Raw genomic sequence first — 16732 nt, forward strand, 5'->3', positions numbered from 1 at the left:
CGTGAGCACACACGACTACACGCTGACGGTCACCTGGACCGGCAATCGCGGCGCGGGGACGTCGGGCCCGGACACCTACGACCGGGACCACGTGATCGCGGCGGCCGGGAAACCCGATCTGCCGGGCAGCGCGGACCCGTCGTTCCGCGGCGACGCTGCCCGCTGGAATCCGGAGGAACTGCTCGTTGCGTCGCTGTCGCAGTGTCACATGCTCTGGTATCTGGGTCTGGCCGCCGCGGCCGGTGTGGTCGTCGTCGACTACCGGGACGACGCGACGGGCACGATGGTCGAACACCCGGACGGGGCAGGCGAATTCACCGAGGTGGTGCTGCATCCCACGGTCACCGTCGCGGAGGCGGCGATGGCCGCGCGCGCCGAGTCGCTGCATGCGCGGGCGCACGCGAAGTGCTTCATCGCCCGGTCGGTCGCGTTCCCCGTGCACCACCGGCCGACGGTGGTGACGGCGTGAGCAGGCAGCGGCTGATCGTCGACGTCGACACCGGCATCGACGACTCCCTCGCCCTGCTGTACCTGCTGGCCAGCCCGGAGGCCCAGATCGCGGGCATCGCCAGCACCGCGGGCAACGTGCCCGTCGAGCAGGTCGCGGCGAACAACCTGAACTGGCTCGAACTGTGCGGGGCACCCGACGTCGAAGTGGCGCTCGGCGCCCGGGTGCCGCTGGACTGCCCGCTGCGCACCACCGAGGACACGCACGGCCCGCAGGGCATCGGGTACGCCGTCCTCCCCCCGTCCGGCCGGTCGCTGTCCGAGCGGGACGCGACCAGCCTGTGGGTGGACCTGGTCCGGGACGCTCCCGGGGAGCTGACCGGGCTGGTGACCGGGCCGCTGACGAACCTGGCCCTCGCGATCCGCGAGGAACCGGAACTGCCCCGGATGCTGCGGCGCCTGGTCGTGATGGGCGGGGCGTTCAACCACCCCGGCAACACGACCCCCACCAGTGAATGGAACGTGTCGGTGGATCCGGAGGCGGCCAAGGAGGTGTTCGACGCCTTCTCCGGTCTGCCCGAGGGCAGGCGGCCCATCCTGTGCGGGCTGGACGTCACCGAGACGATCGAGATGACACCGGACCACGTGCGGCGGCTCGCGGAGGCGGCCGGCAGCACCCCCGCCGAGATCATCTCCCCCGACGACGGCCCGCAGGTGCGCTCGACCGCCAGCAACGCGGTGATCCGGCACCTGTCCGACGCCATCCGGTTCTACATGGACTTCCACCGCACCCACGACCAGGGTTTCCTGGCGCACATGCACGACCCGTTCGCGGCGGCCGTGGCACTGAACCCGGCGATCGCACGGACCCGGCCTGCGACCGTCGACGTCGAACTGCACGGCCGGCTCACCCGGGGCACCACGGTCGCCGACTGGGTGGGCCACTGGAACCGGGAACCCAACGTCGACGTCGCGGTGAGCACCGACCCGGCCGCGTTCTTCGACGATCTCGTCGACCGGGTCGGGCGCTTCGCGAAATCAGTCGGCTGACGCGTCCGCACCGTCGAACGCGTCGAGGATCTCGGCGGCGGCCAGCGCCGCCGTCAGGGATCCGTCCCGCACCCGCTGTTCGACGTCGCCGCGGATCGCCTTGACCCTCGTGTTCGACGCGAGGCGGCGCAGCAGCTGGTCGTTGACCATCGTCCACGTCCAGTCCACCTGCTGGCGGCGCCGGTTCTCCTCGAACTGCCCAGCCGCGGTCAGCACGTCCCGATGCTTGCAGACGGTGTTCCAGAAGTCCTCGAGACCGACACCCTCGAGACCGCTCATCGTGATCACCGGCGGCGTCCAGACGGCGTCGTGCGGGTAGATCAGGCGCAGCGCACCGGCGAGTTCCCGGGCGGCGCCCTTCGCCTCCCGCTCGTGCTTGCCGTCCGCCTTGTTCACGGCGACGAGGTCGGCGAGTTCGAGGACCCCCTTCTTGATGCCCTGCAACTGGTCGCCGGTGCGGGCCAGGGTGAGGAAGCAGAAGCAGTCCACCATGTTCGCGACCGTCACCTCGGACTGCCCGACACCGACCGTCTCGACGAGGATCACGTCGAAGCCGGCCGCCTCGAGCAGCACGATCGTCTCGCGGGTCGCCTTCGCGACCCCGCCGAGGGTCCCCGACGTCGGGGACGGCCGGATATAGGCGTCCTTCTCGACGGTCAGCCGCGCCATCCGTGTCTTGTCGCCCAGGATCGACCCGCCCGTGCGTGTCGACGACGGGTCGACGGCCAGGACCGCCACCCGGTGCCCCTGCCCGATCAGGTGCATCCCGAGCGCGTCGATGAACGTGGACTTCCCGACGCCGGGCACACCGGTGATCCCGACCCGGTGCGCCTTCCCCGACTCCGGCAGCAGCTCGAGCAGCAGCCGCTGCGCCGCCTCACGGTGATCGGTGCGGGTGGACTCGACCAGGGTGATGGCCTTCGCCAGGCCGGCGCGCTGATTGGCGCGCACGGCCTGGGCGAGGGCGTCGATGTCGACTGGAGGCCGCCCCATGCTATTCCGGGGTGCCCGTCAGGTCGTGGCCGAGCTGCGCGGCCAGCTTCTCGAGCAGACCACTGGCGGCGTCCGCGATGACCGTCCCCGGCGGGAAGATCGCCGCGGCGCCGGCCTCGTACAGTTCGGCGAAGTCGCCGGGCGGGATGACGCCACCGACCACGATCATGATGTCGGGGCGTCCCACCGCCGCGAGTGCTTCCCGGAGCGCAGGCACCAGCGTGAGGTGACCTGCGGCCAACGACGACACACCGACCACGTGGACGTCGTTGTCGGCCGCCTGGTTGGCGACCTCCTCCGGGGTCTGGAACAGCGGTCCGACGTCCACGTCGAATCCGATGTCCGCGAAGGCCGTGGCGATCACCTTCTGGCCGCGGTCGTGACCGTCCTGCCCCATCTTCGCGATGAGGACACGGGGACGCCGGCCCTCCTCTTCCGCGAACTTCTCGACGAGTTCGGTTGCCTTGTTGATGTTGTCGACCTTCCCGGCCTCGTCCCGGTACACCCCGCTGATGGTGCGGATCTCGGCCTGGTGACGCCCATACACCTTCTCCAGCGCCTCGGAGATCTCCCCGACCGTGGCCTTCGCCCGGGCCGCGTCGATCGCCAGCGCCAGCAGGTTGTTCTCCATGCCGCCCTCGGTGGCCGCGGCGGCGCGGCTCAGTTCCGCGAGCGCCGCCTCGACGGCTCCCGAGTCCCGGTCGGCGCGCAGCCGGTCCAGCTTCTCGAGCTGTTCCTTGCGGACCCGCGAGTTCTCGACCTTGAGGACCTCGATCTCGTCGGCCTCGTCCGGCACGTACTTGTTGACGCCGATCAGCGGCTGCCGGCCGGAGTCGATACGGGCCTGGGTGCGGGCCGCGGCCTCCTCGATGCGCAGCTTCGGGATGCCCTCGCTGATCGCCTGCGCCATGCCGCCGGCCTCTTCGACCTCGGCGATGTGCGCGCGCGCACGGTTCGCCAGCTGGTGGGTGAGCCACTCGACGTAATGCGAACCGCCCCAGGGGTCGATGGGACGGACGGTCCCCGACTCCTGCTGCAGCAGCAGCTGGGTGTTGCGGGCGATGCGGGCGGAGAAGTCCGTCGGCAGGGCGAGGGCCTCGTCGAGTGCGTTGGTGTGCAGCGACTGGGTGTGCCCCTGCGTCGCCGCCATCGCCTCCACACACGTGCGGGCCACGTTGTTGTACACGTCCTGCGCGGTCAGCGACCAGCCCGACGTCTGCGAGTGGGTGCGCAGCGACAACGACTTCGCGGACTTCGGTTCGAACTTCGCGACCAGTTCACTCCACAGCAGGCGGCCGGCGCGGAGCTTCGCGACCTCCATGAAGAAGTTCATGCCGATCGCCCAGAAGAACGACAGCCGCGGCGCGAATTTGTCGATCTCCATGCCCGCGTCGAGGCCGGCGCGGATGTATTCGACACCGTCGGCGAGGGTGTACGCCAGCTCCAGGTCGGCGGTGGCTCCGGCCTCCTGGATGTGGTAGCCGGAGATGGAGATCGAGTTGAACTTCGGCATCTTCGCGCTGGTGTACGCGAAGATGTCGGAGATGATCCGCATCGACGGCTTCGGCGGGTAGATGTAGGTGTTGCGGACCATGAACTCCTTCAGAATGTCGTTCTGAATGGTTCCGGCCAGCTGCTCCGGGGCGACACCCTGCTCCTCGGCGGCCACGACGTACAGCGCGAGGATCGGCAGCACCGCACCGTTCATGGTCATCGACACGCTGACACTGTCGAGGGGGATGTGGTCGAACAGCTGACGCATGTCCAGGATCGAGTCGATCGCCACACCGGCCATGCCGACGTCGCCCTGCACCCGCGGGTGGTCGGAGTCGTAGCCGCGGTGCGTCGCCAGGTCGAACGCCACCGATAGACCCTTCTGCCCGGCCGCGAGGTTGCGGCGGTAGAAGGCGTTGGATTCGGCGGCGGTCGAGAAGCCCGCGTACTGGCGGATCGTCCACGGCTGGTTCACGTACATGGTGGGGTACGGCCCGCGCACGAACGGTGCGGCGCCCGGGAAGCTGCCCACCGGGTAGCCCTCGGCCTCGGCGGCGTCCCGGTCGGCCTTGGTGTAGACCGGTTTGACGTCGATGCCCTCGGGGGTGGACCACACCACCTGTTCCGGGCTGTAGTGGTTCGCCGCCGCGGCGGACGCGATCAGCTCGTCCGTCTGCTCCGGCGTCGGAGCGGACGGCTGAGGAGACTGCGGATCCTCCAGTGGCACTTCGGCGAAGCTGCCGATCGCGTGCTTGACCTCGCGAGTAGTCACTTCTTGCTCCCTGTGTCGCCCGAGGAGTCGCTCGGGCTCTCGATGGTGTCGAGCAGGCCGGACAGGACCGAGACTGCGTCGATGCGGGCGGTGACGAATCCGTCGGGCCGGGCGGCGCCGTCCGCGTCGGCGACGACCTTCTCCGGGCCGGCGAGCAGCACGGTGCCGATTCCGGCGGCGCGCAGTTCCTCCACCGCGGCCGTGGCCTCGGCGGCGTACCGCTTGTCGGTGCCGCAGATCACGGCGATCCCGGCGCCGGAATCCTTCGCGGCGGCGGCGATGCTGCCGTCACCGACCGCGAGGGGGCCGGGGTTGAGTGCCTCGATGCCGCCCGACGCCAGCAGGTTCGCGCTGAACGTGGTCCGCACGTTGTGCTCGGCGACGGGTCCGAGCGGGGCCAGGAACACGGTGGGGCGCGCACCGTTGGCCGCCAGGTAGGCGTCGGAGCGGTCCCGCAGCACCTCGAACGCGGCGGCGTACCGCGCGACGCGGCCGGTGTCCGCGGCGCCCGCGGGCAGCGGTGCCTCGCCGAGGTTCGGGAACTCGTTGACCCCGGTGACGGTGGTCTTGCGGTGCGCGATGTCCGAATCACGTTGCGCGCGGGTGGAAGCGATCCGTTCGCCGATCAGGCCGGCGTCGAGCGCGGCGAGGTAGCCGCCGGCCGCCTCGATCTGCTGGAAGAACTCCCACGCCTTGGCCGCGACCTGCTGGGTGAGGTCCTCGACGTACCAGGACCCGGCCGCGGGGTCGAGCACCCGGCCGAGGTGCGACTCCTCGAGCAGCAGCAGCTGGGTGTTGCGGGCGATGCGCGCGGCGAAGGTCTTCGACACCCCCAGCGCCCCGGCGGGCAGCGCGGAGTCGAACGGCAGCACCGTGACGGCGTCCGCGCCGCCGACGCCGGCACCGAACGCGGCGAGGGTGGTGCGGAGCATGTTCACCCACGGGTCGCGCTGCGCCATCATGGCGGCGGACGTGACGGCATGCTGCGGGGCGCCACCGAAGTCGGAGGCGCCGCACACCTGGGCGATCCGCGCCCACACCAGCCGCGCGGCACGGAACTTGGCGATGGTCTGGAACTGGTCGTCGGTGGCCGAAAACCGGAAGCCGAGCTGCCCGAGGGCCTGCCCGATGGTCAGCCCGCTCGCGGTGAGCACCCGCAGGTACTCGAGCCCCGCCGCGATCGACGCACCGAGTTCCTCGGCGTCGGAGGCGCCTGCGTCGTGAAATACGGTGCCGTCCACGGCGATCGCCCGCACGCTCTCGGACCGGGCCGCGGACTCGGTGGCGAGGGTCACCGCGTCGCCGAGTTCCACGTCGGCGGTACCGGCGAACGCGCTCGTGAGCGGTGCGGCGCCGAGGTCGACACGGACCGCGGTGCGGTCGGTGACCCCGTCGCCGGCGGCGGCACGGGCGTCGAGCAGCGCGAACAGCGCCCGCGCCGCGAGCGGTGCGTCGGTGCCGGCGTCGAGGGTCAGCGGGGCGAGGTCGAGGAGCACACCGTCGAGGGCCGTCTCCAGGGACCGGACGGGGAGGTCGGCGCCGCCGACGGCGAGCCACAGGGCGCTGACCCCGTTCTCCAGGGAGTCCAGGACGGAGCGGTTGACGTCCGCGGCTTCCGCACCCTCACCGAAGCGGGCGCTGACCAGCCAGCCGGCGTTGACGTCGCGGGTGGCGTCGGCGCCGCGCACGTAGGGGAAGGTGCCGGGCAGGGGCTGCTCCGGGCGCTCGTCGCGGGGGCTGTACAGCGGTGCGATGGTGACACCGTCGTAGGTGACGGTCTCGAGGAGCTTCTGGGGTTCCGGACCGAGTTCCGCGGCGTCGATCCGACGCGACTTCGCGAGGACTCCGGCCACGGAGTGCTGCCAGTCGGCGTACGCCCGCGCAGCTTCCTCGGTTTCTGAAGCTAGTGACACGGTGTCGGCTTCCTCTCCCTGATGAGCGATCGATCAATACGTTGTGTGACTGTGATGCTAGCCGCAGTTCGGCGCCCCCTATCGTGAGGATCACCACACGATGAATAACCTCAGGTCATGAGCGTTGCGCACGAACCGGCGGTGACCGGTCGCACGAACACCCAGCGGCTGTTCGGGCTCGGTGCGCCGACCCGGGACGTCGACGACCGCGGCGAACCACTCAATCGTATGAGCATGGACATCGCTGCGCTCGCCGCGAAGACCGCCGACATCTCCTACGGCGGCGTCCTCGCCGTGCTGCTCGACGACCTCCTCGGATTCACGGTGTGGGACCGGCGCGGAACACGCGACGGCCTGGTCACAGCCGAGTTGTCGATGGACGTCGTCACGCCCCGGCGGTGGCGGGGCCCGGCGCTGTGGGCGGAGAGCCGGCTCCTCGCGGTCACCGCCGACGGCGGCATCTCCACCGCCCGCGTCCACGATGCGGCCGGGACCCTGATCGCCACCGGCACCCTGTGGGGCAACTTCGTGGACCTGCCGGCGCCGGCGCCGGCCTGTGGCGCCCTCCCCGAGTTCCCGGAACCGGGGGTCGCGCCGCTCGACTGGATCGGCGGGCGGGTCGAGGACGCCGGTACGCGGGTGGTGGTGCCGGCGAACCCGCTGATCGCGAACAAGCTCGGGTTCGTCCACGGCGGCGTCCAGGCCTGCGCGACGGACCTCGCCGCGAGCGCGGCCCTGAGCGGGCAGGGCGCGGACATGGACACCGCTTCCGTGCGGATCAACTATTTCCGCCCGGTTCCGCTGGGCTGCGACACGACGTTCACCGCGGACGTGGTGCGGGCGGGCCGCGCGGTGGCGACGACCCGGGTGGCCGGGACGTCGGGCGGGCGGGTCTGCGTCGAGGCGACGGTGACCGGGCGCCGCCGGCTGCCCTGACCGGCGCTCGCGGCGCCCCGGACCGGTCTCCCGGGTAGCCTGGTGCCCTGTGAAGAGACGCCTCGGGGACCGCAGGGTGATCGGCGTCGCAGTACTGGCAGTCGCGCTGGTCGTCGTGGCGCTGCTGGCCCCGCATCCGTCCGTGTTGCAGGTGCGGGAATGGGCGCACTCCGTCGGTCCGGCGTTTCCCCTCGTCTTCTTCGCCGTGCACGCGGTGGTGACGGTGTTCCCGTTCCCCCGCACGGTGTTCACGCTCAGCGCCGGATTGCTGTTCGGCGCGTGGCTGGGCATCGCGATCGCGGTGCTGGCGTCGACGGTGAGCGCCGTGCTCGCCCTCTACCTGGTGCGTGCCGTCGGCCGGGACGTGGTGTGGCAGCGCATCTCCAACCCGACGATCCGGCGGGTGGACGAGCGGATCGCCCGGCGCGGCTGGCTCGCGGTGGGGTCGTTGCGGCTGATCGCGTTCGTCCCGTTCTCCGTGGTGAACTACTGCGCAGGCGTGTCCTCGATCCGGCTGATCCCGTACGTGCTGGCCACGGTGATCGGTGTGCTGCCGGGGACCGTCGGCATCGTCGTGCTCGGCGACGCGCTCACCGGGGAGACGAAGCCGGGACTCCTGGTGCTGTCCGCGGTGTGCATCGCCGTCGGCATCGCCGGGCTGGTGGTGGATTCCCGGCGGCCGCTGGACGGTTCCGGTGACGCGGTGCCGGAACCGGTTGTCGACCGCCCCGCCGAGGATGAGTCAATCCCGCAGTCTTGAACCCGCGGAGTCAAGCTTTGAGTATTGACATCGTGGTATCCAGTTTCTAGCCTTGACTCATGTTCGTGTTGACGGTCGACCAGCGCGGCAGCCGCCGCGACATCGACCGTGTCGCCCCACTCCTCGCCGAATTCGCGCACCGCGACCTCGTCCGCCCGTTCCAGCGGACCGCCGGCGACGAGGTCCAGGCCGTCGTCGCGGACCCGGCGACCGTCGTCGACCTCGCCCTCGACCTCGTCGCCCGCGAACACTGGAGCATCGGCATCGGCGCCGGACCCGTCGAGGAACCCCTCCCCAGCGAAACCCGGGCCGGGCGCGGCGCCGCGTTCGAATCCGCGCGGATCGCCGTCGACCGCGCCAAGAGCGCCCCCGGCCGGGTGGCCGTCGAGGGTCCGGACCCGGACGGCGCCGCCGACGCCGACACCGCGCTCGCCCTCGTCGCGGTCCTCGTCGCGCGCCGCACCGAGGAGGGCCGCGAGGCCGTCGAGCAGATGCGGCGCGGCTCCACCCAGACCGAGGCGGCCCGCGCGCTGGGCATCAGCAAGCAGGCCGTCTCCCAACGACTCTCCACCGCGGGCTGGCACGTCGAGACCGCGGGACGACGACTGGCCGAACGACTCCTACGCAAGGCGGACACGTGACGACCCTGGCCCTCATCGCCCTCGGCGTCGCCGCGCTCGCACCCCTGGTGCTCGCGGGGCCCCGCGGCCCCCGCTGGATGTCGCAGTGGGCGGCGCCGATCGTGGTCGTGCTCGCCCTGACCGTCGCGGCGGTCGCCGCATCCACCACCACACCGGTCACCGGGTTCGCCCTCGCCGCGACCCTCGTCCTGTGCGTCGCGGCCGCGACCACCGGCGGGGCGCCGCTCGTGCTGGCCGCGTTCCGCATCGCGCGCCGCCAGCCCGACGCCGGATCCGACCCGCGACCCGACGCCGGGCCGCTGCGCGGCGGACGGATCATCGGCCTCCTCGAGCGTGCCGCCGTCGCCGTCTCGATCCTCGCGGCCTGGCCGGAGGGCATCGCCGTCGTACTGGCGGTCAAGGGACTGGCCCGCTACCCCGAACTGCGCGAGGCGCACGCCTCGGAACAATTCATCATCGGCACGTTCACCAGCGTGCTCTGGGCGATCGCGGTGTGCGGAACGGGCCGCGCCCTCATCACGTAGCAGCCCGTCCCGGTGACCTCCACCGGTGTGGGACATTCACCCCGGGGGTGCGCGAAACCAGCCCTGGGGGTGATGGGTTCCCGCCTCGGCGCGGACGAGAGTCGTACTCGTCCAATCCGAGGGAGAGAGCATCCGTGCCTACCGATTTCGTGTCCCACGTCCGCGCCCAGGTCGCCGTCTACGGCGACGACCGGTCCTACACCTACCACCGCGAGGTCGGCCGCGAACTCGTCGCCGAGGAAGTGACCTACCGCGAACTGGACCGGGACGCCCGCGCACTCGCGGTGTGGCTGTCGACGCGGCCCGAGGCCGAACACCCGGTGATGCTGCTGTACGTCGACGGAATCGACTTCCTCCGCGCGTTTCTCGGCTGCCTCTACGCCGGGGTGGTCGCCGTACCCGCACCGGTCCCGCACGACGAGCGCAGCATGCAGCGCGTCGCCACGATGTTCGCGGACGCCGACGTGCGCCTCGTGCTCACCACGTCCGCGGTCGCCGAACCGCTCGACAGCTGGATCCGCGAGTCCGGGCTCGCCGCCACGGTTTCCGTCGCCGCCACCGACACCGCCGAACTCGGCGACCCCGACCCCGACCCCGACCACTGGCGCCTGCCCGGACTCGACGCCGGCACCCTGGCCTTCCTCCAGTACACGTCCGGTTCCACCAGCGAACCGAAGGGCGTGATGGTGACCCACGGAAACCTGCTGCACAACGCGGCCGCCATGACCGAGGCCAACGGCGCCGACGACACGGTGACCGGGGTCGGCTGGCTCCCGCACTTCCACGACATGGGGCTGATCGGCATGCTGCTGCTGCCGCTCTACTTCGGCGGCAACCTCGCGTTCATGTCGCCGATGGCCTTCCTCAAACGGCCGGTGCGCTGGTTGCAGCTGATCGACAGCTACCGCGCCGACATGACCCTCGGCCCGAACTTCGCGTACGACCTCGTCGCCCGCCGGATCCCCGACGACCAACTGGCCGGGCTGGACTTGTCCTCGGTGCGGGTGGCGCTGAACGGGGCCGAACCCATCCGGCCCCGCACCCTCGACGCCGTGATCGACCGGCTCGGGCCCGTCGGTTTCCGGGCGGGTGCCTTCCTGACCGCGTACGGCATGGCCGAGGCGACCCTGCTCGCCACCGCCAGCGAGGTCGGCTGCGCCCCAAAGTATCTCGACGTCGACGCCGCCGCACTGGAGCGTCACGAACTGACGCCGAAGGCCGGCGGCGCCCGGCTGGTCGGCAGCGGCAGGCCGTTCGGGTGCGACATCCGCATCGTCGACCCGCACACCGGCCGGGAGCAACCGCGCGGGCGGGTCGGGGAGATCTGGATCTCCGGCGGCAGCGTCGCCGCCGGCTACTGGAGACGGCCGGACGAGACCGCGGAGAAGTTCCGCGCCACTCTCGACGGCGACGGACCGTACCTGCGCACCGGCGACCTCGGGGTGTTCGACGACGGGCACCTCTACGTCACCGGCCGCCTGAAGGACCTGCTGATCGTCAACGGCCGCAACCTGTACCCCCAGGACATCGAGGAGGCCGTGCGGGACCTGCATCCGGCGCTCACCGGTTCCGCCGGGGTGGTGTTCTCGCTCGACACCGGGCAGCACGAGCGGCTGCTGGTGATCCACGAGGTCAGGACCGCGCTGATCGACGACTTGACACTGCCCGCACTCGCCCGCCGGATCAGGCTCGGCGTCGCCCGGACCTTCGACGTCCACGCGCCGAGTGTGGTGCTGGTCGACCGCCGCGGCGTGCACCGCACCACCAGCGGGAAGGTCCAGCGCAGATCGATGCGCGCCTCGTTCCTCCGGTCCCGCGTCGACGCCGTCCTGCACGAGGACATCGACCCGGCGGTGCAGCGCCTCCGGACCACCACCGCCGTGCCCGCCTGACCCCGATCACCGACCAGGAGAACCCGATGCCCGTCCCAGAGCAGATCACCCGCCGCGACCTCGCCCCCGTCATCGACTGGCTCGCCTGCCGGGTCGCCGATCACACCGAACGGCCGGTGCACGACGTCGATCCGCACCTCCCCCTCGCCGAGCTGGGAATCGAATCGGTGTCCGCGGTGAGCCTGTGCGGCGAGATCGAGGACCGGTGGGACCTCGAACTCGACCCGACCGCGGTGTTCGACTACCCGACGATCGCCGAGATGGCCGTCTTCGTCGTCGGCGAAACCGCACTGCGGCACCGGAAGGCCTCATGACCGACGTCGCGATCGTCGGCCTCGACTGCCGCTTCCCGCAGGCCCCCGACCCCGCCGCATTGTGGACGCTGTTGATGGAGGGCAGCGACGGCATCACCGACGTCCCCGCCGGACGCTGGAACGCGGACGCCGTGTTCGACGCCGCCGGTGGTCCCGGCACGGTCAACAACCGCAGCGGCGGATTTCTCGCCGACGCGGACGCCTTCGACCACGACTTCTTCGGCATCGCACCCCGCGAGGCCGCGGCGATGGACCCGCAACAGCGGCTGCTGCTGCAGGCGGCGTGGCGGGCGTTCGAGGACGCCGCACTCGATCCGCGGGCCCAGGCCGGTTCGAACACCGGCGTGTACGTCGGCGTCATGGCCAACGAGTGGAGTCTCCAGATGCGCGACCTCCCGCGCATCACCCCGCAACTCGGCAGCGGCAACGGCTATTTCATGACCGCCAACCGGGTCTCTTACCAGCTGAACCTGCAGGGCCCGAGCATGGCGATCGACACCGCCTGCTCGTCGTCACTCGTCGCCGTCCACCTGGCCTGCGCGGCGCTGCGGTCCGGGGACTGCGACCAGGCCCTCGCCGGGGGTGTCAACCTGACCCTGACCCCCACGGTGAACGTCTTCTACACGCAGGCCGGGCTGTCCGCGCCGGATGGCCGGTGCAAACCGTTCAGCGGTGCGGCCGACGGAATCGGCCGCGGCGAGGGGGTCGCGGTACTCGTGTTGCGCCGGCTCGCGGACGCGCAGGCGGAGGGCCTGCCGATCTACGCCGTGATCAAGGGCAGCGCCGTCAACAACGACGGCCGCAGCAACGGGATCACCGCCCCCAATCGCTGGGCCCAGCAGCAGGTCGTCGAGAAGGCGTACCGGCGTGCGGGTGTCACGCCCGCACAGGTCGCGTTCGTCGAGGCGCACGGCACCGGGACGGTGCTCGGCGACATGATCGAGATCAAGGCCCTCGGTCACGTCCACGCGGTGCCCCGCCCGCGGCCGTGCGCGATCGGGTCGATCAAGGGCAATCTCGGTCACACCGAGGGCGCGGCCGGGGTGGCCGGACTGATCAAGGCAGCCCTGGCGCTGCACCACCGGGTGGTGCCGCCCAGCCGCGGCGCGGCGGACGTCAACCCGCGGCTCCGGTTGGCGGACAACGGTCTTCAGATCCTGTCGGAGCCGATGCCGCTGCCCGGCGGCGACGTGCACGGCGCCGTGAGCAGTTTCGGGCTCGGCGGCACCAACGCCCACCTGCTGCTCGCCGCGGCGCCCGCCGGCGAGCAGCACGCGGCGAGCACGGGCGGCGGCGTGCTCACCCTGTCGTCGAACGACCGGGACGGCCTCGCCCGCACCGCCGCCGCCCTGGCCGACGATCTGCTCGCCCACCCCCACGCCGAACTGGGCCGGGTGTGCTGGAGCACGAACACGGTCAAGGCATCCGGGCGCCACCGGCTCGCGCTCCCCGCCCACGACCGGGAGGAGGCCGTCGCGGCGCTGCGCGCGGCGGCCGGTGACGAACACCTGCTCGAGTCGCTGTCCGGGACGGCCCGCCCGGTCAGCGTCGGCTGGTTCTTCACCGGGCAGGGCGCGCAGTACCCGGGAATGTCCCGCGCCCTGCACGAGAAGCACGGCGCGTACCGGCGGGCGCTGTCCGACGTGGACGAGCGGATGACCCCGCACCTGGGCCGCTCGGTCCGGGACGTGCTGTTCGGCACCGGCGAAGACATCCACCGCACCGAGTTCGCGCAACCCGCCCTGTTCGCGGTCGAGTACGCGCTGGCCCGGACGCTCGGTGAACTGGGCATCGAACCGGCGTGGCTGATCGGCCACAGCGTCGGCGAATACGCGGCCGCCGCCCACGCAGGCGTGTTCGGCCTGGACGACGCGTGCCGGCTGATCGTCGCGCGGGGACGGCTCATGCAGCAACTACCCGCCGGCGGCACGATGCTGGCGGTGCGGGCCACCCCGGACGACGTCGCCGCCCTGCTCGCCGGCGAACCCGCGGCCGCACTGGCGGCGGTGAACGGGCCGCGGGACGTGGTGCTGTCGGGGGCGGCAGACGCCGTCGACCGGATCGGCGCCGCGCTGACCGCGGCCGGAGTCCCCGTCCGCAGGCTCACCGTCTCGCACGCCTTCCACTCCCCCGCGATGGCACCGATCCGGGACGCGTTCGCCGAGGTCGCCGCCGACTGCACGTACAGGCCGCCCGAGATCCCGATCTTCTCCACCACCCGGGGGCGGCTCCTCGACGTCGACGAACCGATGGACGCGACCTACTGGACCGACCACATCACGGCCACCGTGCGCTTCGCGGACGCCACCGCGGCCGCCCTGACCTGCGATCCCACCCACCTGATCGAGGTGGGCCCCGCACGAATCCTGTTGCCGCTGACCGCCCGCGCCCATCCCGGCTCGCCGGCGCGGCACCTGGCGCCGTGCCCCGGCCCGGCCGCCACCGGCGACGAACTCCCCGCAACCGTCGCCGCCCTGTACCGGGACGGCCACGACCCGGCGTGGGACGCGCTGTACGAGCCGGGCGCCCGGGTCCGCCGGCGACTGCGCGGGTACCCGTTCGCGACCACCGCCCGCTTCTGGACACCCGAGAACGCACCCACCGCGGCGCAACCCGCCGAACCCGCACCACCCACCGTCGCTGCCGAGCCCGAGGACACCACCATGGACCACCTGATCGCTCTGTTCCGGGAGCAGGCCGCCGTGCTCGCCGCCGCCGGTGTCCCCGGGACGGGACTGTCCGTCCCGGGGGCGACACCGGACACCGCGCCCGGTCCAGCGGCGTCGGCCGGCGACACCGCGACCCGGGTGCGCGCGGAAGTCGCACGGGTCAGCGGATTCCCCGCGGCCGCGCTGACCGCGACGCAGACGATCGCCGGCGACCTCGGATTCGACTCGATCATGATCACCGACCTGTTCGGCGGGTTGCGCCGCGCATTCCCCGGTCTCGTCGTCGAACCGGACTGGTTCACACCGGGCCGCACGCTCGGCGAGGTGATCGACCACGTGACGGCGCACCGCGTCCCCGGGTCGCGGCCCGCCGTGACGCCCGTCCCGGACCCGGAACCGGCGGTGGCACCCGAGTTCCGCATCGCCGACTTCCCGGAGGTGCAGGCGCTCGCCGCACGGCTGACCGCCGCCGAGGGGCTCGGCGTCACCAACCCGTACTTCCTCGTCAACGACGGCGTCACCCGGGACACGTCGACGATCGACGGCGCGGAGGTCCTCAACTTCTCCAGCTACAACTACCTCGGCATGTCCGGGCACCCGGCCGTCGTCTCCGCGGTCCAGGACGCCGTCGCCCGCTACGGCAGCTCCTGCTCGGCCAGCCGCGTGCTGTCCGGGGAGAAACCGGTACACCGCGAACTCGAGGCCGCACTGGCCGGGCTGCTCGGAACCGACGACGCCATCGCCCTCGTCAGCGGGCACGCCACCAACGTCACGGTCATCGGCCACCTCCTCGGGGAGGGTGACCTCGTCGTCCACGACAGCCTCGCGCACGACAGCATCCTGCAGGGTTGCGCACTGTCCGGCGCCACCCGGCGCCCGTTCCCGCACAACGACCACGCGGCGCTCGATGCCCTGCTCACCGCGATCCGCTCGCGGTACCGGCGGGTCCTCATTCTCATCGAGGGCGTGTACAGCCAGGACGGCGACATTCCCGACCTGCCCGCGATGATCGCGGTGAAGAAGAAGCACCAGGCGCTGATGATGATCGACGAGGCGCACAGCATCGGGGTGCTCGGCGCCACCGGCGGCGGCATCGGCGAGCACTTCGGCGTCGACCGCGACGACGTGGAATTGTGGTCGGGCACGATGTCGAAGGCGCTGGCCGGGTGCGGCGGCTATGTCGCGGGCAGCGCCGAACTGATCCGGTTCCTGAAGTACACGACGCCCGGCTTCGTCTACAGCGTCGGGATGACGCCGATGAATGCCGCGGCGTCCCTGGCCGCGATCCGGCAGATGCGCGCCGAACCCGAGGCCCTCGGCAGGTTGCGTCGCAACTCCCGGCTGTTCCTGCAACTCGCCGCGGACGCCGGAATCGACACCGGGGACAGCGGGGACACCCCGGTCATCCCCTGCATCGTCGGGGATTCACTACGCACCCTCGCGCTGTCGGGTGCGCTGCTCCGGCGCGGCATCAACGTCAACCCCATCCTCTACCCGGCGGTGCCGGAGAATCTCGCGCGGTTGCGCTTCTTCGTCACCTCCTGCCACACCGAGGACCAGATCCGGTCCACCGTGGCGGCTCTCGCCGAGGAACTCGGCGCGCTCGCCGCGGCCGCGTAGCGCCGTGCCCCTCCGGCTGTTCTGCTTCCCGCACGCCGGCGGCGGGCCCACGACGTACCGCCACTGGCACCGCGCCCTGGGCCCGCACGTGTCGGTGCGGCCCGTGCACCTGCCCCGGTGCGCGGGCGGGGCCGGGTTCACCGACGTCGATTCCCTCGTCGCCGCACTCGACTCCGAACTCGCCGAACAGCTCACGGCGCCGCACGTGTTCTTCGGCCACAGCATGGGTGCGCTGGTGGCGTACCGGCTCGCGTGCCGTCGGCGCGCGAGCGGTCACCCACTCCCGCGGGCGCTGCTGCTGTCCGGGTACGCGGCGCCGCACCTGCCCGCACCGCTACCGCCGGTCGACGGCCTGGACGACGCGGCCCTGATCGCGGTGCTGCGCGCCGCCGGGGGTGTTCCCGCCGGCCTCCCGGACCTGCCGGACTTCCTGGACCGCTACCTTCCCGCGCTGCGCGACGATCTGCGCCTGTGCACCGCCTTCCGCGACCCCGCAGACCCGCCGCTCAGCTGCCCGGCGCACGTGTTCGGCGGGGACGCCGACCCGCTGGTCGGCGAGCGGGAACTGCACGCCTGGGATCGGCACACCACACGGCTGTCCGGGGTGCGCATGCTGGCGGGCGATCACTTCTACCTCGACCACGCACCCGAACAGCTCTTCCGGGTACTCCGGCCGCTGCTGCGCCGCTACGCCGCGGCCGGGTAGG

Annotated in this window: 13 protein-coding genes; 10 read left to right on the top strand and 3 right to left on the bottom strand. The window is 71.8% G+C overall.

The window, feature by feature from the left end:
* Position 1: 1 nt before the first annotated feature.
* Both CJ179_RS02055 and CJ179_RS02060 read left to right on the top strand, forming a co-directional pair.
* Positions 2–469, top strand: coding sequence for an OsmC family protein (locus tag CJ179_RS02055; protein ID WP_095861036.1), 468 nt, complete (start codon positions 2–4; stop codon positions 467–469).
* The gene (locus CJ179_RS02060) at positions 466–1497 is read left to right on the top strand and encodes a nucleoside hydrolase (protein WP_072942026.1); all 1032 of its coding nucleotides are present in this window, start codon (positions 466–468) and stop codon (positions 1495–1497) included. The genes CJ179_RS02055 and CJ179_RS02060 overlap by 4 nt, the downstream gene beginning before the upstream one ends.
* On the opposite strand, the gene meaB is transcribed toward CJ179_RS02060, so the two are convergent.
* From meaB to CJ179_RS02075, 3 genes are read right to left on the bottom strand one after another with little or no spacing between them, the layout of a single operon-like run.
* Positions 1486–2490, bottom strand: coding sequence for a methylmalonyl Co-A mutase-associated GTPase MeaB (meaB, locus tag CJ179_RS02065; protein ID WP_095860588.1), 1005 nt, complete (start codon positions 2488–2490; stop codon positions 1486–1488). The genes CJ179_RS02060 and meaB overlap by 12 nt on opposite strands.
* A gap of 1 nt (position 2491) precedes the next feature.
* Positions 2492–4756 (bottom strand): methylmalonyl-CoA mutase, encoded by a 2265-nt coding sequence (gene scpA, locus CJ179_RS02070; RefSeq protein WP_095860589.1) that lies wholly within the window; start codon positions 4754–4756, stop codon positions 2492–2494.
* Complete coding sequence (locus CJ179_RS02075; protein ID WP_095860590.1) at positions 4753–6669, bottom strand: methylmalonyl-CoA mutase family protein; 1917 nt, start codon at positions 6667–6669, stop codon at positions 4753–4755. Before CJ179_RS02075 ends, scpA begins: the two co-directional genes overlap by 4 nt.
* 117 nt (positions 6670–6786) lie before the next feature.
* Here CJ179_RS02075 and CJ179_RS02080 point away from each other — a divergent pair, with 117 nt between their 5' ends.
* The 8 genes from CJ179_RS02080 (at position 6787) to CJ179_RS02115 (ending at position 16731) form a co-directional block, all read left to right on the top strand.
* Entirely contained in the window at positions 6787–7605 is an 819-nt protein-coding gene (locus tag CJ179_RS02080; protein WP_095860591.1) for a PaaI family thioesterase, read from the top strand.
* A gap of 49 nt (positions 7606–7654) precedes the next feature.
* On the top strand, positions 7655–8365 hold the full coding sequence (locus tag CJ179_RS02085; RefSeq protein ID WP_244163569.1) for a TVP38/TMEM64 family protein: 711 nt from the start codon (positions 7655–7657) through the stop codon (positions 8363–8365).
* Positions 8366–8424: 59 nt separating this feature from the next.
* The gene (locus CJ179_RS02090) at positions 8425–9006 is read left to right on the top strand and encodes a hypothetical protein (RefSeq protein ID WP_095860592.1); all 582 of its coding nucleotides are present in this window, start codon (positions 8425–8427) and stop codon (positions 9004–9006) included.
* Complete coding sequence (locus CJ179_RS02095; protein WP_095860593.1) at positions 9003–9530, top strand: hypothetical protein; 528 nt, start codon at positions 9003–9005, stop codon at positions 9528–9530. The genes CJ179_RS02090 and CJ179_RS02095 overlap by 4 nt, the downstream gene beginning before the upstream one ends.
* A gap of 134 nt (positions 9531–9664) precedes the next feature.
* Complete coding sequence (locus CJ179_RS02100; protein ID WP_095860594.1) at positions 9665–11422, top strand: fatty acyl-AMP ligase; 1758 nt, start codon at positions 9665–9667, stop codon at positions 11420–11422.
* 26 nt (positions 11423–11448) lie between these two features.
* Complete coding sequence (locus CJ179_RS02105; RefSeq protein ID WP_095860595.1) at positions 11449–11736, top strand: acyl carrier protein; 288 nt, start codon at positions 11449–11451, stop codon at positions 11734–11736.
* Positions 11733–16025 carry a type I polyketide synthase gene (locus CJ179_RS02110; protein WP_095860596.1) on the top strand — a complete coding sequence of 1431 codons (4293 nt, stop codon included), beginning with the start codon at positions 11733–11735 and terminating at the stop codon, positions 16023–16025. The genes CJ179_RS02105 and CJ179_RS02110 overlap by 4 nt, the downstream gene beginning before the upstream one ends.
* Before the next feature lie 4 nt (positions 16026–16029).
* Positions 16030–16731 (top strand): thioesterase II family protein, encoded by a 702-nt coding sequence (locus tag CJ179_RS02115; RefSeq protein WP_095860597.1) that lies wholly within the window; start codon positions 16030–16032, stop codon positions 16729–16731.
* Position 16732: the final 1 nt, after the last annotated feature.

The sequence above is a fragment of the Rhodococcus sp. ACS1 genome (assembly GCF_002300155.1).
Classification (GTDB): Bacteria; Actinomycetota; Actinomycetes; order Mycobacteriales; family Mycobacteriaceae; genus Rhodococcus_F; species Rhodococcus_F koreensis.

What these genes read in the sequence shown, in the direction of transcription:
- meaB (WP_095860588.1), bottom strand. Translation starts at nt 2,490, where the DNA reads ATGGGGCGGCCTCCAGTCGACATCGACGCCCTCGCCCAGGCCGTGCGC.
- CJ179_RS02080 (WP_095860591.1), top strand. Translation starts at nt 6,787, where the DNA reads ATGAGCGTTGCGCACGAACCGGCGGTGACCGGTCGCACGAACACCCAG.
- CJ179_RS02090 (WP_095860592.1), top strand. Translation starts at nt 8,425, where the DNA reads ATGTTCGTGTTGACGGTCGACCAGCGCGGCAGCCGCCGCGACATCGAC.
- CJ179_RS02105 (WP_095860595.1), top strand. Translation starts at nt 11,449, where the DNA reads ATGCCCGTCCCAGAGCAGATCACCCGCCGCGACCTCGCCCCCGTCATC.
- CJ179_RS02110 (WP_095860596.1), top strand. Translation starts at nt 11,733, where the DNA reads ATGACCGACGTCGCGATCGTCGGCCTCGACTGCCGCTTCCCGCAGGCC.